General features: G+C 40.2%; 18 protein-coding genes. 12 read left to right on the forward strand and 6 right to left on the reverse strand.

Annotated elements, in window-relative coordinates:
- Positions 1-293 precede the first annotated feature (293 nt).
- The 9 genes from CXF76_RS13025 to CXF76_RS13065 all read left to right on the forward strand — a co-directional run bounded on the left by CXF76_RS13025 (position 294) and on the right by CXF76_RS13065 (position 12,705).
- Entirely contained in the window at positions 294-1,649 is a 1,356-nt protein-coding gene (locus tag CXF76_RS13025) for an MFS transporter (RefSeq protein ID WP_039489510.1), read from the forward strand.
- Between the two features lie 62 nt (positions 1,650-1,711).
- Entirely contained in the window at positions 1,712-2,779 is a 1,068-nt protein-coding gene (locus CXF76_RS13030) for a glycoside hydrolase family 43 protein (RefSeq protein WP_101163885.1), read from the forward strand.
- Between the two features lie 387 nt (positions 2,780-3,166).
- Complete coding sequence (locus CXF76_RS13035; RefSeq protein WP_101163886.1) at positions 3,167-6,196, forward strand: TonB-dependent receptor; 3,030 nt, start codon at positions 3,167-3,169, stop codon at positions 6,194-6,196.
- A 177-nt stretch (positions 6,197-6,373) separates the two neighbouring features.
- Positions 6,374-7,117 carry a SapC family protein gene (locus tag CXF76_RS13040; protein WP_101163887.1) on the forward strand — a complete coding sequence of 248 codons (744 nt, stop codon included), beginning with the start codon at positions 6,374-6,376 and terminating at the stop codon, positions 7,115-7,117.
- 10 nt (positions 7,118-7,127) lie between these two features.
- Positions 7,128-8,138 carry a cupin-like domain-containing protein gene (locus CXF76_RS13045; protein ID WP_101163888.1) on the forward strand — a complete coding sequence of 337 codons (1,011 nt, stop codon included), beginning with the start codon at positions 7,128-7,130 and terminating at the stop codon, positions 8,136-8,138.
- Between the two features lie 22 nt (positions 8,139-8,160).
- The gene (locus CXF76_RS13050; protein WP_101163889.1) at positions 8,161-9,645 is read left to right on the forward strand and encodes a tryptophan halogenase family protein; all 1,485 of its coding nucleotides are present in this window, start codon (positions 8,161-8,163) and stop codon (positions 9,643-9,645) included.
- A 5-nt stretch (positions 9,646-9,650) separates the two neighbouring features.
- The gene (locus CXF76_RS13055) at positions 9,651-10,373 is read left to right on the forward strand and encodes a DUF6445 family protein (RefSeq protein WP_101163890.1); all 723 of its coding nucleotides are present in this window, start codon (positions 9,651-9,653) and stop codon (positions 10,371-10,373) included.
- A gap of 7 nt (positions 10,374-10,380) precedes the next feature.
- Positions 10,381-11,202 carry a ThuA domain-containing protein gene (locus CXF76_RS13060; protein WP_101163891.1) on the forward strand — a complete coding sequence of 274 codons (822 nt, stop codon included), beginning with the start codon at positions 10,381-10,383 and terminating at the stop codon, positions 11,200-11,202.
- A 222-nt stretch (positions 11,203-11,424) separates the two neighbouring features.
- The gene (locus CXF76_RS13065) at positions 11,425-12,705 is read left to right on the forward strand and encodes a glycosyl hydrolase family 8 (protein WP_101163892.1); all 1,281 of its coding nucleotides are present in this window, start codon (positions 11,425-11,427) and stop codon (positions 12,703-12,705) included.
- 152 nt (positions 12,706-12,857) lie between these two features.
- Here CXF76_RS13065 and CXF76_RS13070 read toward each other — a convergent pair whose 3' ends face one another.
- Positions 12,858-13,832: an SMP-30/gluconolactonase/LRE family protein gene (locus CXF76_RS13070; RefSeq protein ID WP_101163893.1), complete on the reverse strand. Its 975-nt coding sequence runs from the start codon at positions 13,830-13,832 to the stop codon at positions 12,858-12,860.
- Positions 13,833-13,947: 115 nt separating this feature from the next.
- Here CXF76_RS13070 and CXF76_RS13075 point away from each other — a divergent pair, with 115 nt between their 5' ends.
- Together CXF76_RS13075 and CXF76_RS13080 are read left to right on the forward strand one after the other, a co-directional pair.
- Positions 13,948-15,081 (forward strand): endo-1,4-beta-xylanase, encoded by a 1,134-nt coding sequence (locus CXF76_RS13075; protein WP_101163894.1) that lies wholly within the window; start codon positions 13,948-13,950, stop codon positions 15,079-15,081.
- A gap of 244 nt (positions 15,082-15,325) precedes the next feature.
- Positions 15,326-16,156: a hypothetical protein gene (locus tag CXF76_RS13080; protein ID WP_101163895.1), complete on the forward strand. Its 831-nt coding sequence runs from the start codon at positions 15,326-15,328 to the stop codon at positions 16,154-16,156.
- Between the two features lie 179 nt (positions 16,157-16,335).
- On the opposite strand, the gene CXF76_RS13085 is transcribed toward CXF76_RS13080, so the two are convergent.
- Together CXF76_RS13085 and CXF76_RS13090 are read right to left on the reverse strand one after the other, a co-directional pair.
- Entirely contained in the window at positions 16,336-16,773 is a 438-nt protein-coding gene (locus tag CXF76_RS13085) for a cupin domain-containing protein (protein ID WP_101163896.1), read from the reverse strand.
- Between the two features lie 14 nt (positions 16,774-16,787).
- Positions 16,788-18,635 (reverse strand): DUF5060 domain-containing protein, encoded by a 1,848-nt coding sequence (locus CXF76_RS13090; protein ID WP_101163897.1) that lies wholly within the window; start codon positions 18,633-18,635, stop codon positions 16,788-16,790.
- A gap of 157 nt (positions 18,636-18,792) precedes the next feature.
- On the opposite strand from CXF76_RS13090, the gene CXF76_RS13095 reads away from it, so the two are divergent.
- Positions 18,793-19,941, forward strand: coding sequence for an endo-1,4-beta-xylanase (locus CXF76_RS13095; protein ID WP_101163898.1), 1,149 nt, complete (start codon positions 18,793-18,795; stop codon positions 19,939-19,941).
- Positions 19,942-20,009: 68 nt separating this feature from the next.
- On the opposite strand, the gene CXF76_RS13100 is transcribed toward CXF76_RS13095, so the two are convergent.
- The 3 genes from CXF76_RS13100 to tkt all read right to left on the reverse strand — a co-directional run bounded on the left by CXF76_RS13100 (position 20,010) and on the right by tkt (position 23,510).
- The gene (locus CXF76_RS13100; protein WP_101163899.1) at positions 20,010-20,987 is read right to left on the reverse strand and encodes an aldose epimerase family protein; all 978 of its coding nucleotides are present in this window, start codon (positions 20,985-20,987) and stop codon (positions 20,010-20,012) included.
- 13 nt (positions 20,988-21,000) lie between these two features.
- Positions 21,001-21,384, reverse strand: a complete 384-nt coding sequence (locus CXF76_RS13105) for a hypothetical protein (RefSeq protein ID WP_024593043.1) — start codon at positions 21,382-21,384, stop codon at positions 21,001-21,003.
- A 107-nt stretch (positions 21,385-21,491) separates the two neighbouring features.
- A complete protein-coding gene (tkt, locus tag CXF76_RS13110; protein ID WP_101163900.1) occupies positions 21,492-23,510 on the reverse strand; it encodes a transketolase in 2,019 nt (672 codons plus the stop codon).
- Positions 23,511-23,568 lie beyond the last annotated feature (58 nt).

Here is a 23,568-nt window from a genome sequence, read left to right on the forward strand (position 1 = left end):
GCGCAAATAAAAAGCTTTTATAATTCCTATTTAAAACAATCACATCTATTTAATTAATCACTTTATACACTGTACCTGTTTTTACGCGTTAACGCCGATATTCGGCTTTGGTTTGGTATTGGTTTTTTATTGAACGAATAATACCTTTGTATGTTAGTAAATTTAGCGCTTAATTAGCGCCATGTATTAAATAAATTACTGGCTGATTAAAAATGTAACATAAATGTTTACATGCGCTGAAAATGCATATAGTATTTTTGACTATATCGATTTGCATTGAAAATTGAGCACACATGAACAACACAAAACACACACTCACAATTAAAGAAAAAATAGGGTACGGCCTTGGTGATACAGCCAGTAATATTGTATTTCAAATGGTCGCTAACTTTATGTTGATATTTTATACCGATGTTTACGGTTTATCTGCAGCCGCTGCGGGTACCTTATTATTAGCGGTTCGTTTATTTGATGGTATTACCGACCCTATAATGGGCAGCATTGCCGATAGAACGCGCAGCCGTTGGGGCTCTTACCGCCCATATATATTATTTTTAGCCGTGCCTTACGGTGTGTTTGCTTGCTTAGCATTTATAACCCCAGATTTTGATTCTACGGGCAAGCTTATATATGCCTACTTTACTTACGGGCTATTAATGACGTGTTATACCGCTATTAATATACCTTATGGCGCACTTGGCGCAGTAATGACAAACGACCCTAAAGAGCGTGCATCGCTTCAGTCATACCGATTTGCAATGGCAATGGCAGCTCTGCTTGTAATTGTATGGGCACTGCCAAAGCTGGTTGCTTTTTTTGGCGACGGCGACGATGTAGTAGGTTACCCGCTAGCAATGGTGTTTTTAGGCGGACTTGCTGCGGCTTGTTTTTTACTGTGTTTTAAAATGACTAAAGAAACCAAACAAGTTAAACCCGCGCAAACTAAAAAGAATGCCTTTCTTGAGTTTTTAAGCTTATTTAAAAACGATCAATGGGTTGTTATAGCCGTTATAAGCCTAGCAACATTAATCTTAATTGGCGTTAGAGCCTCTGTAGCACCGCATTATATTAAGTACTACGTAGGAGAAGCCTCACTTACTTCTAACTTTTTAACACTCTCAGCAATTGGCTCAGTACTAGGCGCTGTGTCTACTAACTTTTTAACCAAATTTATTGAAAAGAAAACACTATTTATAGTCGCTTTAGTTGTCGTAATTATTTCTCATAGCATGTTTTACGTACTTGAGAGTGATGCCATAGTCACCATTTTTATCGTCTACTTTATTGCTAACTTTGCCCACATGATAATTACCCCAATTATGTTTTCGATGGTGGCAGATACGGTTGACTACGGGGCATTAAAAATTGGTCGCAGATTAACCGCCGTTACGTTTTCGGGTCATTTATTGGCAATAAAACTAGGCTTTGCAATTGGCGGTGCTATTGCAGGGTGGATATTATCTGGCTATGCATACGTGCCTAATCAAGAACAATCAGAACACACGTTATCAGGCATTTTACTCGCCTTTGCTGGCATTCCAGTAATTTGTACCGTGGCATGTTTAATTTTTATAACACGTTACAAACTTACCGAGCCTGAGGTAAAGCGCATTCAAACGCAGCTGGCTGATAACAAAACCATAAACTAATTTAGCAGTCCATTTTGCACCTTTTAAAAGTGCAAAGTGGGCAGGCAATACTAGGAGTAAAAATGCAAAATACAGCGCAAGCAGCACCCCCATCTAATGGATTAAGTGACGCTGAACTTAAACAGTTAAAAGACTTACAACGAGCCAACTCGTTAATACAAAATCATAATGTGTTAGTTGATCACATGTATACCGCCGATCCGTCTGCGCATGTGTTTAACGGCAAAGTGTATATTTATCCGTCGCACGACATTGAATCAAAAAATGAAATTAATGATAACGGCGACCACTTTGCAATGCGCGACTACCATGTGTTTTCGCTTGACGAAAGCTCAGGCAAAGCCATAGACCATGGCGTAGCACTTTGTGTAGACGACGTAAAATGGGCAAGTAAGCAAATGTGGGCACCCGATGCTGCGCATAAACTTGGTCAGTATTACCTTTATTTTCCGGCGCGCGATCAGCAAGGTATTTTTAGAATTGGCGTTGCAAAAAGTGACAGTCCAACAGGTCCATTTAAAGCCGAAGATGATTACATTCAAGGGACGTTTAGTATTGACCCTGCTGTATTTGAAGATGACGACTCAAGCCATTATTTATATTTTGGTGGCTTGTGGGGCGGCCAATTACAAAATTGGCAAACCAGCGAATTTAATGAACAAAGCACGTATCCCAAAAATGGTGAACCTGCAATCCCTGCGCGTGTAGCAAAATTATCTGAAGATATGATCAGCCTAAGCGAAGACGTAAAAGAGGTTGTTGTATTAGATGAGAGCGGCTCGCCAATTACAGTGTGCGATAATAACCGCCGCTTTTTTGAAGGCCCTTGGGTACACAAACACAATGGTGTTTATTACTTTTCGTACTCAACGGGCGATACGCACAAAATTGTATACGCAACAGGCGATAACCCATACGGACCATTTACCTATCAGGGCGTTATTTTAAACCCGGTACTAGGTTGGACCACGCATCACTCAATTGTTAAACACAATGGTGATTGGTTTTTATTTTATCACGACAGCACGTTGTCGGGCGGACAAACCCATTTACGCAGTATGAAAATGGCTAAGCTTGAGCACGACTCAAACGGAAAAATTCAAACAATAAGCCCATATGAACACGCTTAGTAAAAATAGTTACAAACATTGCAAATTATCTGCGTAAGCACCGCTACGGCTTTTATTTGCATAAAAAAGATATAGTCAATATGACCATTAATTTTTATTGTTAATGGTCAAAATAAGAGGAAGCTGAGGACATATGACAAAATGAAAATATTTTAAAGCAAAAAATTAGCACAAAGAATTAGCATAAACGTGCTGTTATTTAACGGTTTTTAGTTAAGTAACACATGTTTAAAACTGGTTGTGGTCTTTGTAAAACGTTTAAAACATACACACACAATAATTATTTATTGACCGTAAAATGAAACAAATAGTTTACAATTATGTTTCGAGTAATTCTTAAAGTCTTGCAGTACGTCAATAATAATTAAATAAGAAAAAGGCATCATGATGTTTAAGAAAAAGATAATTTCAACAGCCATACTCGCTGCAATGGGTACCGTTACGCTTCCTCACCAAAGCTACGCTGCCGAAACTGTTGCCGATGAAGATGTAGAAATAATACAAGTAACCGGCATTAGAGGTTCATTGCAACGCTCTATGGATGTTAAACGCGACTCTTCTGGTATTGTCGATGCAATTTCGGCTGAGGATATGGGGAAATTTCCTGATACCAATCTTGCTGAATCGCTACAACGTATTACCGGCGTATCAATTGATAGAGCGGGCGGTGAAGGTAGCCGCGTAACAGTACGTGGATTTGGACCTGCTAATAACTTAATTACTATTAATGGCCGCCAACTTCCAAATACAACAGGTGACCGCACATTTGATTTTGCAAATGTCGCATCTGAAAGCGTATCGGGCGTGCAAGTTTATAAAACATCAGACGCAAGTGTTACCTCAGGTGGCATTGGCGCAACTATAAACTTAACAACAAACAGACCTTTAAATAGCCCAGGTATAAAAGCATCGTTTGGCGTAAAAGCTGTAGACGATCAATCAACCGACGAGGGTAGCATTACACCAGAGGTAAGCGGTTTATATTCGCAAACATTTGGGGATGACAAGTTTGGTATTTCGATTTCAGGTAGCTACCAAGACCGTGAAAGCGGTATGCAACAGTTTATTCAAGATCAAGGCTACAGAGCATCTGATTACACAAATACAGGATGGGGCGGTGTACCTGCAGGCGCAGAAGGCGGAGCAAACAGACCTACATCAGGCATTTACTCAAACCCGCAACAACCACGTTATGTGTTTGAAGAACGTCAACGTGAACGTGTAAATGGTCAGTTGGTATTTCAATATCAACCTGTTGAAAACATTACAGCAACCCTTGATTACACGGGCTTTAAAACAACCGTTGAAGAGCAGCACACTGATGCCTCAGTTTGGTTTAACTATGCTGGCGACAGAAGTGAATCTGTTTGGGCGGGCGAGCCTAACGCGTACCCACTTATTTACTCAGAAATTTATGACATTCAAAGTGATGCCGATTACCGCGATACGTCGCTTACGGTAGGTTCTTGGGGTCGCGAAGAAAAAACAGATTCATTAGGCTTTAATCTAGAATGGGCGGTATCGGATCAACTTAACCTAGAGTTTGATCACCACAGTTCAAAAGCCTCAATGAAAGCAACTGATCCACGCCACGGTACACGTAACAATATTCAGTTACCGTCGTACACACGTTCACGTACCGGGCTTGATCTAACCGGCGACTTACCCGGTATTGCTATTGGTAACATTGAAAATTTTACCCCAGAAACCATGCGTTTATCGGGTAGCTGGTTTGCAAACGACAAATACGATTCAGAAATCGATCAAACGCAAATTTCAGGTAAGTACTTTTTTGACGACAACCTAAGTATTGATTTTGGTGTTGCGGTTAATAAAGTAAATAACCATTACCGTCATACTCAAGTACAGCGCCCAGATTGGGGTGGAGTTGGTGTTGAAGGTGACTTTGCTGATATTGATTGGCGCCAAGATACTATTTTAGATAAGTTTCAAGCTAAAGCGGGGAATTTTGAAGGCACTGCAACACAAGGCGAATATGATTTATTTAATACAATCTTTTTTGCCGACTTTGATGCGATTGTAAATGCAGCAGAGTATGCAGATCCTGTTGCTAACGTAGATAATCTTTACGGTGATTGTAAAGCAGCCGACGGCGCAGCAGCAGGACCAAACGGCGAAGGACAATTTTGTGCCTCAACCGACTGGGATGCAGCAACAAACCGTTTTACTGAAGAAAAAACGCAGTCTGCTTTTGCACAAGTAAATTACAAAGGCGAATTGAGTGGCATGTTTTTCGACCTGCAAATTGGCTTACGCTACGAAAAAACAGACGTATTTTCTAAAGCAACTGCACCCGGTTACAGCCGCGTAGAATGGAACGAAGATACAGCTACATCAGTAACCGGTGTTACCGGTATTGAAACGCTAAGCCAATCTGCAGATTACAGCCAGTTCCTGCCAAATATTAACTTTAATATTGAAGTTGTTGAAGATGTAATGATTCGCGCAGCAGCGAGCAAAACTATTTCAAGAGCAGGTTATGGTCAACTGCAAGGCGGTACAACTATTAATACCGGCGGTAGCTTAAGTGGTTATTCGGGTGGCTCTGGTAACCCAGGACTTAAACCGCTTGAATCAATTAACTACGACTTATCAAGTGAATGGTATTACGACGAAGGTAGCTATATTTCGTTTGGTTACTTTAAAAAAGACGTAACAAATTGGATTACTACAGGCACTATCGACTCAAATATATTTAACTTATATGACCCATTAAATGGTGAAAAATTTAGAGCCGCATCAAGCGCACTAGGTGGTAATGCATCTAACGAAGATATCAGAACCTATATATTTGAAAACTTTGCTGATGATCCAAATGTGCAACCTAAATTTGATGAAGATGGTGAATTAGACGGCGGCACAATTGTTGGTGACCCAGAAACAGATGATCCAATTAACTTTAGAATAAACGTGCCTGTAAATGGCGACCAAGAATACACCATTGATGGCTTTGAATTTAATATTCAGCACTTATTTGGTGAGTCAGGCTTTGGTGGTATTTTTAACTACACCATGGTTGACTCGGGTCTTGAATATGACAATGACTCACTTGAGGATACAGAAGCACTTGTCGGGTTAAGTGACACGGCAAACGTGGTATTCTTTTACGATAAAGAAGGCTTACAAGCACGTATTGCGTATAACTGGCGCGACTCGTTTTTAAATGAACGTCGTGTAAATGGCGATTTAACCGCACCAATTTACACCGATGAGTATTACCAAATAGACTTTAACGTAAGTTATGAAGTACCAGCAGTAGAAGGACTTACTGTATTTATTGAAGGTATAAACATTACTGACGAGTACGTAACATCGTACGGGCGTAAGCAACAGTTGATTTATAACATCACTCAAACTGGCTCTCGTTACGGTTTAGGTGTTCGTTATAATTTTTAATAAATTACTCTTGTAGCAACCTTATAAAAGCCGCATTTTGCGGCTTTTTTATTTGCCAAAATTAGCCTAGCAATAGTAATACCCAGCTGTTATAGTCAATGTGAATTTAACTTGTTAGTTACATTTAATGTGTAGCAATAGGTAAAGGCACACAACAACAATTGGAGCACACAATCCATGGCCAATCATGCATTATTAAATAATGTTGAACATCAGCATTTAAAAATAAACCCTGCACGCAGCACACACCTAGGTGACGGGGTTTGGTATAGCGAAACATTTGTGAGCGAATTTAGAGTCGCTCAAGCACATTACCCAATATTTTTTACCAAAGACGATACAACAAATACATTTTCGCCGGTGTGTTTGTACGGCATAAATAAAGACGAAAACTTATTTTTAGTAAACCAGCAATGGCAAGCACACTATATTCCACTAAGTATGCAGCGACTGCCTTTTGCTATAGCGACTCAAAATACAATGCAAAACGGTGTGGCAACGCAAGAGCGCATGTTAAGTATTGATTTAGACTCGCCAAAAGTGTCAACAAAGCAGGGTATTAACTTATTTTTAGAACACGGCGGGAATAGCGATTACCTCGAAAACATCATAAACGTGCTCGACAACCTGCATCATGGGTTAGAACAAAACCAGCCCTTTATTAAAACCTTAATTAAACATGGTTTGCTTGAATCAGTATCGCTAGAGCTTGATTTAGTAAACGGGCTTAAACATAACTTACTCGGTTTTTATACCATAAACGAAGACTCGCTTAACCAGCTAAGTAGCGATGCAATTGCAGAGCTGCATTCACAAGGATATTTAGCGTGTATATACATGATCATTGCATCGCAAGTACATGTGCGTGATTTAGTGGCGCTTAAAAACGAGCAACTTATGCTACAAAAGCACGCTGTGTAAGTATTTCGCTATGGAAAATTTAGCAAATAAAATTCAAACGCTTAATGGCTTAACTCCCAGCACGTTGCCCAAAGAGCTTTTAAACTCGTCTGTGCCTATTGTACTAAAAGGGTTTGTAAGCGATTGGCCCCTCGTTATTGCTGCTAAAAAGTCAGACAGTGCAGCGATTGATTATTTAGCGCCGTTTTACGAAGGTTTTTTAGTTAATACTTGCACAATACCCGCCAGTCAAAGCGGGGTTGTAGGGTATAACCCCGATATGAGCGGTTTTAATTTTACTAATCAGCAAGCGGCATTTATTAATGCGCTTGAGCAAATAGCGCAAAGTGCAAATAATCCACAAGCCGACACTTTATACATTGGCTCTACTAGCATTGCACAGTGCTTACCTGGTTTGGTTAATCACTGCCACGTTAACGCATTAAACGAAGGCTGTTTATTTAATGTATGGGCAGGCGGAAAGGTTACCGTACCAGCACATTACGACGTAGCGCAAAATTTAGCATGTTGTGTTGCAGGTAAAAGGCGTTTTACTTTATTTGCCCCCGATCAAATAGATAATTTATATATAGGCCCGCTTGATAAAGCACCCGGTGGGCAGCCAATAAGCTCAACCACCACAACTGCGCCCAACTTCACGCAATACCCTAAATTTGAGCAGGCAATAAAAGCGGCAATTACCGTTGATCTTGAAGCAGGCGATGCCCTTATATTACCCAGCATGTGGTGGCACCAAGTAGAGGGGCTTGGCAGTTTAAATATACTGTTTAATTATTGGTTTAAAAATACGCCAGCGGTGTATGGGCAGCCTACTAATGCGTTGCACCTTGCTATTTTAAACATACGTAATTTACCAAAGCATGAGCGCGCAGCATGGCAACGTTTGTTTAATTACTATGTATTTGCTGATAACGAATTTACCCACATCCTAGAGCCCGCACAGGCTATTTTAACAAAGCCAATGAATGAGCTAACAGCGCGTAAATTAAGAGCCGAATTACAAAATAAATTAAGACGCTAAGCGTACTAGTAAGGTTTGAATTATGAATCAAAATGCAATTAAAAAAATCGTAATAGCAGGTGGCGGTACCGCCGGTTGGATGTGCAGCGCTGCAATGGCAAAGCTACTAGGTAAAAATATTGAAATATGCTTGGTTGAATCTGATTTAATATCTACCGTAGGGGTTGGGGAGTCTACTATTCCTACGCTGCATATATTTCATGATTTACTAAAAATTAGCGAATCAGAATTTATGGCAGCGACTAATGCCACGTTTAAATTAGGCATATCGTTTGAGGGTTGGAAACAAAACCAGCAAAGCTACTTTCACTCATTTGGTTATGTGGGGCAAGGCTGCTGGGCTGCAGGTTTTCAGCACTTTTGGCTAAAAGGGATGCAACAAGGTGTAGCAGCCGATATTGGTGATTATTGCACAGAGCACGTAGCAAGTCGCTTGGGTAAATTTGCTGTAGTACCGAATCAAGACCGTAACCATGCTTATCAGTTAGATGCAGGTTTGTACGCTAAATTTTTACGAAATTTTGCACAGCAAAACGGCGCTAAACGTATAGAAGGCATGATAAGCAAAGTTAACTTAGAGCCCACTAATGGCTTTATAAAATCGCTTACTTTAGGTGACGGGCAAATTATTGAGGGCGATTTATTTATAGATTGCACCGGCTTTAAAGGTTTATTAATAGAGCAAGCGCTACACACCGGATACGAAGATTGGAGCCATTGGCTCCCGTGCGACAGCGCAGTAGCAGTACAAACCGAATTAGTAAGCCCAATAGTGCCATATACGCGTGCAATGGCACATAAATGTGGTTGGCAGTGGCAAATACCGCTGCAAAGCCGCCGTGGTAATGGCTTAGTGTTTTGTAGTAAATACATGAGCGATGATGAGGCCAAAACAGCGCTACTCAATAACGTAGAAGGCAAACCTATTAATGAGCCGCGCGTTATTAAATACCGCACCGGTACACGGCGTAAACATTGGAACAAAAACTGTGTTGCTATTGGCTTGGCAAGTGGTTTTATTGAGCCGCTTGAATCAACCAGTATTCATTTAATTCAGCAAAGCATTATAAGATTAATGCAAAACATGCCAACCAAAGCAATCGAGTCGTGCTATCAAGATGACTTTAATAACAAAATGCGCTTTGAGGCCGAAAACATTCGCGATTTTATTGTGCTGCATTACCATGTAACACAGCGCACCGACAGCGACTTTTGGCGTTACTGTAAAAACATGCCAATTCCAGAGTCGCTTGCCAAACGCATTGAGCTATTTAAGCAAAGTGGGCATGTTTATAAAGCAGAGCAAGAGTTATTTGGCGAAGCCTCGTGGTTACAAGTGATGTTAGGGCAAGGGCTAGTGCCGCAAAATTATCACCCGATTGTTGATAGCATGAGCGATGATGAGCTTAAACGATTCTTAGAATCAATAAAAAATCATGTGGCTAAAAAAGCAAATAGCTTACCGAGTCACATTGATTTTATTAATCATTATTGCAAGGCTAAGTAAGTATTATGCTAACACTTGGCAATAACTTACAGCCGCAGTATGAGTTTATAGGGCAAGAGCAAACGCCAATTATTATAATTGACGACTACCTGAGTGAGCCGCAAAAACTTATAAACTTAGCGCAAAGTGCTGATGAAAATCATGCGCAAAATCAGGGAGAGTTTAAACCTGACGAACTCACTCAATACCCAGGTTTACGCATGCCGCTGCCAAAGCAATGTGTGGTTGATTACCTAAAGCCGCTTATACAGGGGTTTTATAACGTATTTAATATTGGGCAAACACTTACCCCATACCCAAAAGATAATACCTTATCGTTAATTACTAAAACGGAGCAGCAGCTATCACCAATACAAACCTTGCCACACTTTGATACAAACGATCCTAACTTAATTGCCATTATTCATTACCTTGGCGAAGGCGAGCATGGCGGCACTGGGTTTTTTAGGCATAAAAAAACAGGGTTTGAAACAATAAGCACAAAGCGCAAAAACACGTATTTAATGCATGCTCAACACATCCTTGAACGCAGTAAGGTAAAACCTAGTTACTGCAACACACAGCACAATGAGTTTGAGTGCTACAAGCACATAGAATATAAGCCAAATAGGCTTATTGTGTTTCCTGGGTATTTGCTGCACACCAGTTTACTTAATACGTCTACCGATATTTCGTCGTGTCCACAAACAGGGCGGCTAACGGCTAATATGTTTGTTCATTTTAAATAGGATTACTATGTCTTCTTCTTTACCTAGATTCGCATATATAGGTTGGCTATTAAGCTTTGTTGTATTGGCGCTGAGTATGGCAACGGTGCAAAAAAGTCATGCTACAGGGTTTGATACCCTCCCTAAAAAGCAATTTAATGTGCTGCTATTTACAAAAACCGCAGGGTGGCACCATAAGTCGCAAACCGAAGGCGTTAAAGCGCTAGAAGGCTTAGCCGATAAGCACTTTTTCAACTTAATTTGGCACGAAGAAAGCCATTATTTTAACGACGATTACTTAAAAAATGTTGATGTAGTGGTATTTTTATCAACCACAGGCGATATTTTAAACCCAAAAGAGCAAGCCGCGCTTGAGCGATTTGTAAAAGCAGGTAAAGGCTTTGTTGGTATTCATAGCGCATCAGATACCGAATACGACTGGGCGTGGTACCAAAAGCTGGTGGGGCGCACCTTTAACATTCATCCTGTTATTCAAACTGGCGTACTAAGTAAAGTACCTAATACTCACTTTATTGGCTTAAACCATATGCCGCAGGAAATGCTTTGGACCGACGAGTGGTACGAGTTTGGGCCCGAGCTAACTAAGTTAAACTACTTACTCACAGTTGATGAGAAAAGTTACAACCCAACTGCCGATTGGGGTAATAACAAAACAGGCTCGGGTATGGGGGCGTTTCATCCTATTTCGTGGTATCACAATTACGATGGTGGTCGATCATTTTATACAGCCCTTGGGCATACTAATGCGGTGTATAAAAGTGAGTTTTTAACAGAGCATATTTATGGCGGAATTTATTGGGCTGCAACGGGTAAAGGGTTAAAAAAGTAGCAATTAATAAATAACTAATAAATACGCTTTTAACACTATTTGTGTCGATTTAGGCTGCTTTTTTAAGCGGCCTTTTATATTTTTTAAGAACTTATTAAACACCTTCACACATTTCACTTAGTTTATAAAACAAACAAATAATTTTGAGAATTTCTTGATCAAATGGTCAGAAAGACTATATTAAATTTGCACGCTGATATAATTCAAATAAAGAGGATAAACATGAAAGTATTTTTTAAAATAACAACTTTATTGTTAACGCTAATAAGCTATCAATCACTTGCTGCATTTAATAATAACCCATCGAGTGTAGGCGCCGACAGTTCAGGGACATACCGTAACCTCGCACAAGAAATGGGTAAAACAAATATACAGCAAAAGGTGAATAGTACTTTTGACAATATGTTTGGCTATAACAACACTCAACAACTTTACTACCCGTACACCGAAAACGGTGTTTATAAAGCACACTACATAAAAGCAATTAACCCAGACGAAGGCGACGATATAAGAACGGAAGGGCAATCGTGGGGAATGACCGCCGCTGTCATGCTTAATAAACAAGAAGAATTTGATAACCTATGGCGCTTTGCAAAAGCGTATCAAAAAAACCCAGACAATCACCCTGATGTAAAAAAACAAGGTGTTTACGCGTGGAAACTAAAGCTTAATCAAAACGGCTTTGTTTATAAAGTGGATGAGGGCCCCGCTCCCGATGGCGAAGAGTATTTTGCGTTTGCACTGCTCAACGCTTCTGCTCGTTGGGGGAATTCTGGTGAGTTTAACTACTACAACGATGCCATTACCATGTTAAACACAATTAAAAATAAGCTGATGGAAAACCAAATAATCCGCTTTTCACCTTACATTGATAACCTAACAGACCCTTCTTATCACATACCTGCGTTTTATGACTACTTTGCAAATAACGTAACTAACCAAGCAGACAAAACTTACTGGCGACAAGTAGCCACAAAAAGTAGAACCTTACTTAAAAACCATTTTACAAAAGTAAGTGGTAGCCCGCATTGGAACTTACCTACATTTTTATCGCGCTTAGATGGCAGCCCTGTTATTGGCTACATTTTTAACGACCAAGCAAACCCAGGTCAATGGTATGAATTTGATGCATGGCGCGTAATTATGAATGTGGGTTTAGACGCGCATTTAATGGGTGCTCAAGCGTGGCATAAAAGCGCAGTAAATAAAGCACTGGGCTTTTTAAGTTATGCAAAAACTAACAACAGCAATAACTGTTACGAGCAAGTGTATTCGTACGGTGGAGCGCAAAACAAAGGCTGTGCAGGCGAAGGTCAAAAAGCCGCGAATGCAGTAGCGTTACTTGCTTCAACAAACGCTGGGCAAGCAAATGAGTTTTTTAACGAATTTTGGTCTTTATCGCAACCAACGGGTGACTACCGTTACTATAATGGTTCGTTATATATGTTAGCTATGCTGCATGTATCGGGCAATTTTAAGTTTTATAACAACACGTTTAATTAAAATAACACTACCTAAGTAGCAAAAACCTAAGCGGCAAAAGCTTAGGTAGCAATAACTTAAATAATAAAAACCGGTGTAACTAAGTTACACCGGTTTTTGTGCTTAACGAGTGAGCTTAACTTTCTCTTTAATACGTTGCTTAACTAATTTAGCTAATTAGCCAAACCCGCTACTTTTACATCAAGCGTAAACAAGCCCTTAGCGGTGGTTATTAATAACGTTTTGCGATTTTTACCACCAAACGCAAGGTTAGTCACATTAGGGCCAAGTTCAATTTTATCGATAAGTGAGCCGCGTGGCGTGTAAATATTAATAACGCCTTTTTTGTGACTGCTTACGTAAATATTGCCAGCTGAATCTACTTTTATACCATCGGGCGAGGCTACTTTAATAAAGTCTTCGCGCGGTGAAATATCACCGTTTTCATCAATAGTGTATTTGCTTACGCGGTTACTAAAGTCGCCAACATAAAGGGTACGTTGATCAGGCGAGAGCGCAACACCGTTGGGCTTTTCAAGAGTGGCGTCAATTAAACTAAGTGTGCCCATATTGCTTAACTTATACACACCGGTATAAGACATTTGCTGAGTGCGTTCGCCTAGTTGCCAATTAGGATCGGTAAAAAATATATCGCCATTTTTATGCATAGTCATATCGTTTGGCGAGCTAAAGCTTAGCCCATCAAATTTATTGACTATTACGGTATTGGTCTTACTTTTTATATTAATTTTAGAAAGCGACTGCGTACTATGGTTAAGCATATAGAGGTTCTGCCCTTTGGCATACAAGCCGTTTGTACCACTGTGTTTTAAATAAGTGGTGAGGGTATTGGGCAGCACTAATTTATAAATGGTCGAATCAGGGCCAAGTGCTTGCGAGCTAGCAAAGTTCATTTCTGAAAAATAAAACGCATTGTCTTGGCTTGACCACGTTGGGCCTTCTAAAAATAATAAATTGTCACTAACAAGTGTGGGTGTTAGGCCCTTTATTAATGGCGACTGCTCATTGCTTTGGCTGTTTACAGTGTTTAACAAAGGTGTATTTTCAGGTTGTTGTGCCAGCGCTGCTTTATTAAAACAGAGCATTAATACAACTAAGCTTAGCGTTTTTTTGTGTGTTTTTAGCATAGACGTTTACTCAGGTTTGTTTAATTTATAATTAATGGTCATTTTGACTATATCATTTATTTTTTTCGTTGTATGATATTTATCGAAAATAATAACGATTCAACGGAGCACACACATGCATAAAAAACACACACTCAGCCTGCTTTTACTTGCAGGATCATTAAGCGTAAGCGCTGCACAAGCCCAAGCCCTTAAAAACACCTTTGCAGACTCATTTAAAATGGGGGTTGCTGTAAATCAAGATATAGTGACAGGCAAAAACGCAGCCGCGCAGTCAATTATTGCTAAGCAATTTAATACAGTCACCCTAGAAAACGCCATGAAAGCAGAAGTAATTTACCCACAGCAAGGTAAGGTCGATTTTAGTGGTGCAGATGCGTTTATAGATTTTGCCAAGCAAAATAATATGTTTACCGTAGCCCACACCTTAGTGTGGCATAACCAAACGCCTGACTGGTTTTTTACAAATAGCAAAAATGAGCCAAATACCCCAGCAGAGCAGTTAGAGCAAATGCGCAAACACATAGAGCTGGTAGCAGGGCGCTATAAAAACAAAGTAGATGCATGGGACGTAGTTAACGAAGTAATTGCTGATGACGGCTCTTATCGCCCAACGGTGTGGGTTAACCGCGTAGGTGATGGCGATACGATGGTAAAAGCCGCGTTTAAATACGCCCAGCAGTATTCACCTAATACCGAGCTTTATTACAACGACTTTAATGCATGGCGACCAGAAAAAAGAGACGGCATTATACGTATGATCAAAATGCTGCAAAAAGAAGGTATTCGAATCGATGGCATTGGCATACAAGCGCATTGGGGGCTTAACTTTCCTAAAATGCAATACATTGAGCAAGCTATCGATGCATACGCCGCACTGGGTATAAAAGTGATGATCACTGAGCTTGATATAGACGTGCTGCCTTTAACAAAAGAAGGGCAGATTACCGGCACCGATATGATGAAACCACAGTTTCAGTTAGAAGAGTTTGAAACCTACCTCGACCCATACAAAAATGGCTTGCCAAGCGACGTAGAAGCGCAACTAAACGCCCGTTATAAAGCCTTGTTTGAACTGTTTTACGCAAAACGCGACAAGATAGACCGCGTAACCTTTTGGGGATTACACGATGGTATGTCGTGGAAAAACGACTACCCAATCCCAAACAGAACAAACTACCCATTACTATGGGATCGTAATTTAAACCCTAAGCCAGTTATTAAAACCATTGCTGATGTTGTTCAGTAAACCGCATTGTGTAGTCAAAGCCGAGTATTTTTAAATACTCGGCTTTTTTTTGAAATTTTCACAAAGAGAAAAGAATGAGAAGTGCCACACGATCTTAAAGCATAATGATAAGCAAAAAGAGCTCAAAGTTTATAACTAGCAATACGTTATAATATTTGTTACTAATGTAGGAAATCATTAAAAGAATATATTTTTAAGAGTAAACAAAAAATTTATTTATAGATTATAAGTTAAAAGGATTTATATGGCTCGTTTAACACCTCAGACAAATGTTTTGAGAGCACTCTTCGCAAGATCGGGGAATCAATGTGCTTTCCCTGGCTGTACACAGCCAATGATGAATAATAAAAATAAATTTATTGGTCAAGTTTGCCACATTCAAGCTGCAATGATGGGTGGTGAACGTTTTAATGTCGAGAGCGATGATGAATTTCGCCGAAGTTATGAGAATCTACTAATTCTATGTTACCCGCACCATATTGAAACAGACGATGTAGACTTATATCCAGTTGAAAGACTCATTCAAATAAAAAATGAACATGAACAGATATTTGAAAAAGATAATTTCAAAATTGACGAAGCTGAGCTTGTAAAACTTGCCCATGATATGGAAACGTATTGGAAAAATGTAAAGCGATTAAATAATATTGATCACATATATGCTGATACTGGTTTAGCAATTGCAGTTGATGGGGATAATAATTTTTCTCAAATTATCAGTCGGGTTTATGATGCAGTAGACGAGATTAGGAATTTGCTCAAACATTTTCATGATAGTGATGAAAATCTTCAAAGCGAATTTGAATCTCTTTTAATAAAAGTTGGGATGGACAAAGAATTATTAGAAGAGATACCGTATTACGAGAATCCTTTTATAAATCGAAATTGGGAATATCATAATCTAGGTTCAACAAATTGGTTGCAACGACTTAGAATTGATCTAGTTCATATTGAAGTCAAATTTTTAGAGGAATATTTAAAAACTAACAGCAATGATCTTATTGCTAAAGCTAGTTTTGAAGAAGCAAAAGAGCACTTAAAAGAGTTTGCAAATACTGCTATCTATATTGACTAAAACCTAAAGATGGTTGCTTCATATATGTTCGAGAATTAAACGGTAAATATTATTCAAGTAATTATAATAAAACACAGCCTGTTCTTAAACAGGCCGTTTTGTTTTCCTCTAAAAGCGAAGCGTCTCTTAACCTCTTTGTGCATAATTCACTTAGTCTATTTCACTAAAAAACTAAAAAACTACTTAGCCTGATACCTCACTACTACAAATTTAAGCGGCACATCGCCGTTGTTATAAATGCCGTGTACGTCATTAGGGGCTGCAAATAAAATATCCCCAGTATGAGCTGGCTGGCTTTTGCCATTAAGCGTCCACGTTCCTGAACCCTCGATAATCATTAAATATTCTTCATCAGGATGCTGGTGGGCGGGGTGTATTTCGTTATTAGGTTTAATAACCGCTACACCTGTAATAGCGCCTTTGGTGAGTGGTGTATCGCCATAAAAGTAAGTATGAAAATCGCCGCCTTCGTAGTGAGTAATGTGCGCATCTTTTTGACTCACAATAGCTGATGTAAGTTGTGTGGGTTTATCTGCTGCGTTTACAGGCAATGCAATGGCGGCTGCAGTTGTAAGTAATACGCCGGTTACACAATGTTTAACTGTTAAATGATTCATGGTTGTTATCCTTATTATTTAGCGCTTAGGTTAATTAAATAAACCCAGTCGTTGTTAGGTGTGTTGGGTGGTGTTGCCAGTTGTGTACTCGTTGCGGTATTTACACAAAAGCGTTTGCCGTTTATGTAGTCGTTAGTTCGTGGGTTAAACCAGTTGAGGGTATAACACGCGTTTGGTAATGTGACCTGAGCTTGGCTTGCGTTACTAAAATAAAATAAGTAAAACGCTGAGTTATCACTTAACGCCCAGCCTGTTTTTGTGAGCTCTGGGGTGGGTGTAAGCTTTGTAAAAGGCACGTATTTTTGAAAAAACGCAACGGCGTTGGTCATCGCTAAATAGTAATCTTTGTAAGGCGTTAAATCTTGTTCAACAAGGTCGCCGCCACCGCCTAAATAAAACTCAATACCTGCGCCACCTGCCATAAATGTGGCCCACACATTGCTTTTACGCCACGTATCTACATTGTTTGCATACTCATAAATATAGGCTTCGTCCATGGTGATCACCCACGGGTGAGGAATGTTTTGAGTAAGCTGGCGGTACTTTAAAACATCGCTGTAAGTGGTGTTGGTTTTAAGTTCACCTTGTAAGCTTGCCCCGGTGTAGGCGGGGTAGCCCAAAATGTTGTCGTTTGGTTTATCGTAAATATGGTAGTCGAGCGACGGGCCATTGTGTACAACAATATGCTCAGGATAGTAGGTGAGTGATTGAAAGTAATCGGCAAATTGCTTTCTTTGTTTTGTGGTATTAGCTTTTTGTTGTTTATCATCGCCGCTTGGATCTTGCCAGCCGTTTTCTTCGCCTATATTCCACGTGGTTGCTAAATGATAGCCAAAGCGGGCAAATAACTCGCGATAGTAAATTTTACGACTAACAGCAAAGTCGTTTTTAAGGTGGCTTTCGTTCCATTCAAACAGTGATTCGTTTTCGGTTTCGCTCATTACAAAGTGAGTCATTATGCCTTTTTGCTGCATGTGGCTAAATACAATATCCCACTGAGCTAATTTAGATACATCGTAGCGTGTGGTTTGGGTTTTGCTAAGCCATGGCCAAACTTGGTCGCCATCGCCGTAGGCGTTCATGGTTAAAAAGTAATACGCGTTAATGTTAAGCGACGCTAAATAATTTATTAGCCCAATAATGCCTTTAGAAGATTGATGACTACTATTATCAGTCTCTGTATTGGTTGTTTGCCATGTAGGGTCGCTATTTTGCCAATGCTTTATGTGCGCTTGGTAGTTACGCTTTGTGGGAGTGGCATCAAACCCTGAAAAGCCAAGCAGCACTTCGGGGCTGTTAGCACCGGCTTTTAAAAAGTACTCTTTTGAGCCATTAAACTGCAAATAGGGTTTATTAACGTATTCAAGCTTACCTTTGCTTTTAAAGTCTTTACTGCTGGATGATTTAGTGGCGGCGGTAACATTAAACTCGCCTGTTTGTTTATCAAAAAATCCGGCTGATTGCTCATTTGTAACAGTATTTAATGGCACGCTTGCGATATTACTGCCTTTAACAAATGAGAGTGTATAGCGCCATTTGCCAAGCTCGTTGGGCGAAAACAAAACCTGCCATTTGTTGCCTGCTGTTGCATGTGTTTGAGCAGTGTTTGCATCGGCTGCATAATATCCAGGTACTGTATATTGCTTATTAGTGGGGCTGGTAAATGTGGCATCTAAGCGGTAGTCGGTAAAGGGGTTAGGCGTGGCAAGCTCGCTGGTGTGCGGGCCTTCAAGGGTTAAGCTTAATTTATGCCAGATAGGCACGTGAGTGCTGGTTTGCTCTGCGCGAATTAGGGCGCTGAATATAAATGAGGCGAAAAATGCGCTAATTAACAGAAGCCGTTTTATTGTTATTTTTTTCATGTGTATCCTTGCTAATTTTGTTGCTAGTAAAGTGTGTGATTAAGGAATATGTACTGTGTTATTTTTGTTCAGTCTATTTTAATAAAACGTTGTTGTCAAAAGGACTATATGGTGTTAAGTTTACCTTGCACACTAAAAAACACACAACAGGTACATCATGCATAAAAATAAACTTACGATTGCTATTTTATTAGGAATGTCGAGCCTTGCACTTGGCTGTAATGACTCAGCAGAGCAAAGTAAACCGACATTAAAATCGCAAAAAGCGCCGGAGAAATTAACGCTTAAAGCGCAATTTAAAGACCACTTTAAAATTGGCACAGCGATTAGCCGCGACCAAATATTAGGGGCTTTGCCTGAAGATTTAAACGTAGCTAAAGCGCAATTTAATACCTTTACGCCAGAGAACTCAATGAAGTGGGAGCGTATACACCCAGAGCCTCAAACTTATGATTTTGAAGCCGCTGATGCGTTAGTTCAGTACGCACAAGAGAACAACCAAGAATTAGTTGGGCACACATTAGTGTGGCATTCGCAAACTCCTGACTGGGTTTTTGAAGACGAACAAGGCGAGCCGCTAACCCGCGATGCATTACTTAAGCGCATGCAAAACCATATTAATGCTGTTGCAGGGCGTTATAAAAACCGCATTTTTGCATGGGACGTGGTAAACGAAGCACTTAACGAAGACGGCACACTGCGTGAATCTAAATGGAGCACCATTATTGGTGACGACTTTATAGAATATGCGTTTAAATACGCTAAGCAGGCAGCGCCTAATGCCAAGCTATACTACAACGATTACAACTTATATAAGCCAGAAAAAAGAGCCGGTGCAATTGCGCTTATTAAAAATTTACAAAGCAAAGGCATTGAAATAGATGGTATTGGTATGCAAGCGCATTATTCGCTTGATAACCCAGAGCTTTCGTTAATGGAAGACTCTATTGTGGCATACGCTGCAACGGGTATTGATGTGATGATAACCGAGCTTGATATTTCGGTATTACCATTCCCTGAGGGTGAAGAACAAGGGGCTGATATTTCGTTAGATATTGCGCTGCAAGAGCGCTTTAACCCATACCCAGATGGTTTACCGAGTGAAGTAAACAACCAGTTAGGCGAGCGGTACAAAGCCGTGTTTAACATACTTAAAAAGCATGACGATAAAGTAAGCCGTGTTACTTTTTGGGGTATAAGCGATGCACGTACTTGGCGCAACGATTGGCCAATGCAAGGGCGCACCGATTACCCATTATTAATTGACCGTGAGTTAAAACTTAAAAGCTTTGTAAGCGATTTATAATCGGACTAAACATTTAACCTCCCGCAAAGGATCGCTTAATAGCGATCCTTTTTTGGTTTATAAAATAGCTATTTTTTATTGGTTTTAGTTAAGCAGTAACTAATATGCGTTTGCAAAGGTACTTGTGGTGTTAAATAGCTAAATGGGAAGTGTGGGTTATTAGGGCTGTCGGGGCAAAATTGCGGCTCTAAGCAAATACCGTCAAATTGGTTAAACGGATTTTTTAAATGCTGCCCAGTATAAACCTGAATAGCAGGGTAGTTAGAAAGCACACTCAGCATTACTTTTTCATCGGCGCTTGTAAGCGTCGCGTGTTGCTTATTGGCTTGCAGATTAAGTACTTGCTCGGTTACAAAGTTATGATCGAGTTTATCGGTTTTATTAAGCACCCGCGCATTTGTGTAGTCAAAAGTGGTATTTGCTACTGGGGCTATTAAACCTGTGGGAATGGCGTTTGTATCTACGGGGGTATAATGCGCGGCAGCCAGTTTTAATGTATGCCCTTGTGCGCTGTTAGTAATGCCATTTAAATTAAAATATGGGTGCGCTGTTGGCCCTGCAATGGTTTTTTTATTACTGGTAATCGTAAATTTAATATCAAGATTACTTTGGTTTTTACTGTTAGTGGTAAAGGTATACAGCACGTTAAATATAGTTTTACCGGGGTAGCCGTTGTATCCATCGGGTAGAGTAATACTTAAACTTAGCGCATTTTTTTGATGATAATCGAGCTGCCAAAATAAGTCGCTTAATGCTTTTTGGCCGCCGTGAAGTTGGTTTACTCCTTCGTTTTTATTAAGTGCATAGGCTTTATCATCAATGTTTATTTGGGCGTTACTTAGCCTGTTTGCATAAGGACCGGCTACAGCGCCTAAGTAAAACGTGTCGTTTAAATAGTCATTAATATTAGAATAGCCAAGTATAATATTTCGTTTTTTATTATCAACATGGGTAACCCAGCTGGTAAGCCGGGCACCGTAGTTAATAATAGAAATAGTGTCGTTTGCTTCATTACTTAGTGTGTATTGAACAATTGAAGTTGTCATGTTGGTTACTCTTTTAATTGTTCGTTCTAGCTTTTTTAATTTCTTCTTTTACGATTGGGTACAGATCGTATGTTGGATAAAACTCAGTGCTGTAGGCTTTCCAACCATAACGTTCAATCGATAAATTTACTTTTGGTAATAACGCTGCCGGAAAGCGCAAGGTAACAACTTGCCCTATGCCCATCATTACTTTCCAAGATTCTACTGTTGCGCCCTCTGGCGGGAAGTGTTTGTAAAAGTTAGCGTTGTTTAGTATTTCTTTTATTTCAGAGAGGTTTTTTGATTGGTCGTGTTTTAAAAAAATCGTTAGCATTAGTTCATCATTTTGCTCGTCATTTGCCCATGCGTTAAAACTAGTACTTGCACTAAAAAGCATAATTAATAGTAAGTATTTCATAGTTCACCTTTGTTGGTTAATTGTAAAAATGCGCCGAGCTTTGGGAGGCTTAGCGCATTAATTGGATAAAGTTTGGATTATTTAGCGCATTACGCGTACTAAATATATTAAGCGTTGGCTTTAATTAACGCCTGCGCGGTGCTCACTACATTTTTGGTGGTAAAGCCAAAATGCTCTAATAACACGTTACCTGGCGCCGACTCACCAAAAGTGCTCATACCAATTACTTTGCCTTGTAAGCCTACATATTTTAGCCAGTAATCTTGGTGTGATGTTTCAATTGCAATACGGTTTGCTACCGAGTTTGGCAATACACTTTGCTTGTAATCATCTGATTGCAGGTCAAACAATGTGGTGCTTGGCATTGATACCACACGCACTGCAACACCTTGTGCTGTCAGCTCTTTTGCGGCTTTCATTGCTAAATCAACTTCAGAACCCGTTGCAATTAAAATAAGCTCAGGTGCTTTATTGCTTTCGCTAAGAATATAGCCGCCTTTTTCTATATCGCTAATTTGCTGAGCACTACGGGGCTGGTGGTTGAGCCCTTGGCGACTAAAAATAAGCGCAGTAGGTTGCTGCTGATTTTGTATCGCGTTTTTCCACGATACTGCGGTTTCTACTGCGTCACATGGGCGCCATGTGACTAGGTTTGGGGTCATACGTAGGTTGGCTAGTTGCTCAATAGGTTGGTGAGTTGGACCGTCTTCACCTTGGCCTATAGAGTCGTGGGTATACACAAATATATTTTGAATACCCATAAGTGCCGACATTCTGACTGCGTTACGGGCATATTCCATAAACATTAAAAATGTAGCGCCGTAATTAATAAAACCACTGTGCAGTGATATGCCATTCATAATGCCGCTCATACCAAACTCGCGCACGCCATAAAACAGGTAATTACCGCTGGCGTCATCTGCGCTTATGCCTTTAGAGCCAGACCACAGCGTTAAATTAGAACCAGCTAAATCGGCAGAGCCACCCAATAACTCTGGTAAATGCGGGGCAAAGGCTTCAATAGTGTTTTGCGAGGCTTTTCGGCTTGCAATGTTGGCAGCGTCTTTGTTGCACTGTGCAATGTAGTTGTTTGCAATAGCTTCAAAAATTTCAGGCAGGGTGCGTTTAATTACGCGGCGTTCAAATTCTTTGGCAAGCTCTGGGTGGCTTTTGGTGTAGTCGCTAAACAGTTGCTGCCATTGTTTTTGTTTTTTATCACCGCTTTGTTTAGCGTCCCAATGGGCGTAAATATCATCACTGATACTAAATGCTTCATTTGGGAGGTTTAAAAATTTGCGCGCCGCAGTTATTTCGTCATTACCTAATGGCGAGCCATGGCAGTCGTGCGAGCCTGATTTATTTGGCGAGCCAAAACCAATCACGGTTTTACAACAAAGTAGAGTAGGTTTGTCGCTCACTTGTTTTGCTTGTGCAATGGCGCTGGCAATTTGCTCTGGGTCATGGCCGTCTATATCTTTTATTACATGCCAGCCGTAAGCGTCAAAGCGTTTAGCGGTGTCGTCGGTAAACCAGCCATCAACGTGTCCGTCGATAGATATGCCGTTATCGTCCCAAAAAGCAATAAGTTTACCCAGCCCTAATGTGCCTGCAAGCGAACATGCTTCGTGCGATATACCTTCCATTAAACAGCCATCGCCCATAAAACAGTAAGTGTAATGATCAACAATATCAAAACTCTCTTTGTTAAATTGCGCTGCTAGGGCTTTTTCGGCAATGGCCATACCTACAGCGTTTGATAAACCTGCGCCAAGCGGGCCTGTTGTTGTTTCAACACCTGGGGTATAACCGTATTCAGGGTGTCCTGGGGTTTTTGAATGCATTTGTCTAAATTGTTTAAGCTCGCTTAGTGGTAGTTCGTACCCGCTTAAATGCAATAAAGAATAAATAAGCATAGATCCGTGACCGTTACTGAGTACAAAGCGGTCTCGGTTTGCCCAATTTGGATCGTTTGGATTATGGTTTAAAAAATCGTTCCACAGTACTTCGGCTATATCGGCCATACCCATAGGTGCGCCCGGATGCCCTGAATTTGCTTGCTGTACCGCATCCATGCTAAGTGCGCGAATAGCATTAGCAAAAGGCGCACGAGAAGAAAGTTGAGTCATGTATTACCTCAAATAAAATTAAAAAAGCCCGCACGTTATGTAGCAGGCTTGAGGGAAA

The sequence above is a fragment of the Pseudoalteromonas sp. 78C3 genome, assembly GCF_002836695.1.
GTDB classification, from domain to species: domain Bacteria; phylum Pseudomonadota; class Gammaproteobacteria; order Enterobacterales; family Alteromonadaceae; genus Pseudoalteromonas; species Pseudoalteromonas arctica.

What these genes read in the sequence shown, in the direction of transcription:
- CXF76_RS13035 (WP_101163886.1), top strand. Translation starts at nt 3,167, where the DNA reads ATGTTTAAGAAAAAGATAATTTCAACAGCCATACTCGCTGCAATGGGT.
- CXF76_RS13085 (WP_101163896.1), bottom strand. Translation starts at nt 16,773, where the DNA reads ATGAATCATTTAACAGTTAAACATTGTGTAACCGGCGTATTACTTACA.
- CXF76_RS13080 (WP_101163895.1), top strand. Translation starts at nt 15,326, where the DNA reads ATGGCTCGTTTAACACCTCAGACAAATGTTTTGAGAGCACTCTTCGCA.
- CXF76_RS13060 (WP_101163891.1), top strand. Translation starts at nt 10,381, where the DNA reads ATGTCTTCTTCTTTACCTAGATTCGCATATATAGGTTGGCTATTAAGC.
- tkt (WP_101163900.1), bottom strand. Translation starts at nt 23,510, where the DNA reads ATGACTCAACTTTCTTCTCGTGCGCCTTTTGCTAATGCTATTCGCGCA.
- CXF76_RS13040 (WP_101163887.1), top strand. Translation starts at nt 6,374, where the DNA reads ATGGCCAATCATGCATTATTAAATAATGTTGAACATCAGCATTTAAAA.
- CXF76_RS13105 (WP_024593043.1), bottom strand. Translation starts at nt 21,384, where the DNA reads ATGAAATACTTACTATTAATTATGCTTTTTAGTGCAAGTACTAGTTTT.
- CXF76_RS13045 (WP_101163888.1), top strand. Translation starts at nt 7,128, where the DNA reads ATGGAAAATTTAGCAAATAAAATTCAAACGCTTAATGGCTTAACTCCC.
- CXF76_RS13100 (WP_101163899.1), bottom strand. Translation starts at nt 20,987, where the DNA reads ATGACAACTTCAATTGTTCAATACACACTAAGTAATGAAGCAAACGAC.
- CXF76_RS13025 (WP_039489510.1), top strand. Translation starts at nt 294, where the DNA reads ATGAACAACACAAAACACACACTCACAATTAAAGAAAAAATAGGGTAC.
- CXF76_RS13075 (WP_101163894.1), top strand. Translation starts at nt 13,948, where the DNA reads ATGCATAAAAAACACACACTCAGCCTGCTTTTACTTGCAGGATCATTA.
- CXF76_RS13030 (WP_101163885.1), top strand. Translation starts at nt 1,712, where the DNA reads ATGCAAAATACAGCGCAAGCAGCACCCCCATCTAATGGATTAAGTGAC.
- CXF76_RS13050 (WP_101163889.1), top strand. Translation starts at nt 8,161, where the DNA reads ATGAATCAAAATGCAATTAAAAAAATCGTAATAGCAGGTGGCGGTACC.
- CXF76_RS13065 (WP_101163892.1), top strand. Translation starts at nt 11,425, where the DNA reads ATGAAAGTATTTTTTAAAATAACAACTTTATTGTTAACGCTAATAAGC.
- CXF76_RS13055 (WP_101163890.1), top strand. Translation starts at nt 9,651, where the DNA reads ATGCTAACACTTGGCAATAACTTACAGCCGCAGTATGAGTTTATAGGG.
- CXF76_RS13090 (WP_101163897.1), bottom strand. Translation starts at nt 18,635, where the DNA reads ATGAAAAAAATAACAATAAAACGGCTTCTGTTAATTAGCGCATTTTTC.
- CXF76_RS13070 (WP_101163893.1), bottom strand. Translation starts at nt 13,832, where the DNA reads ATGCTAAAAACACACAAAAAAACGCTAAGCTTAGTTGTATTAATGCTC.
- CXF76_RS13095 (WP_101163898.1), top strand. Translation starts at nt 18,793, where the DNA reads ATGCATAAAAATAAACTTACGATTGCTATTTTATTAGGAATGTCGAGC.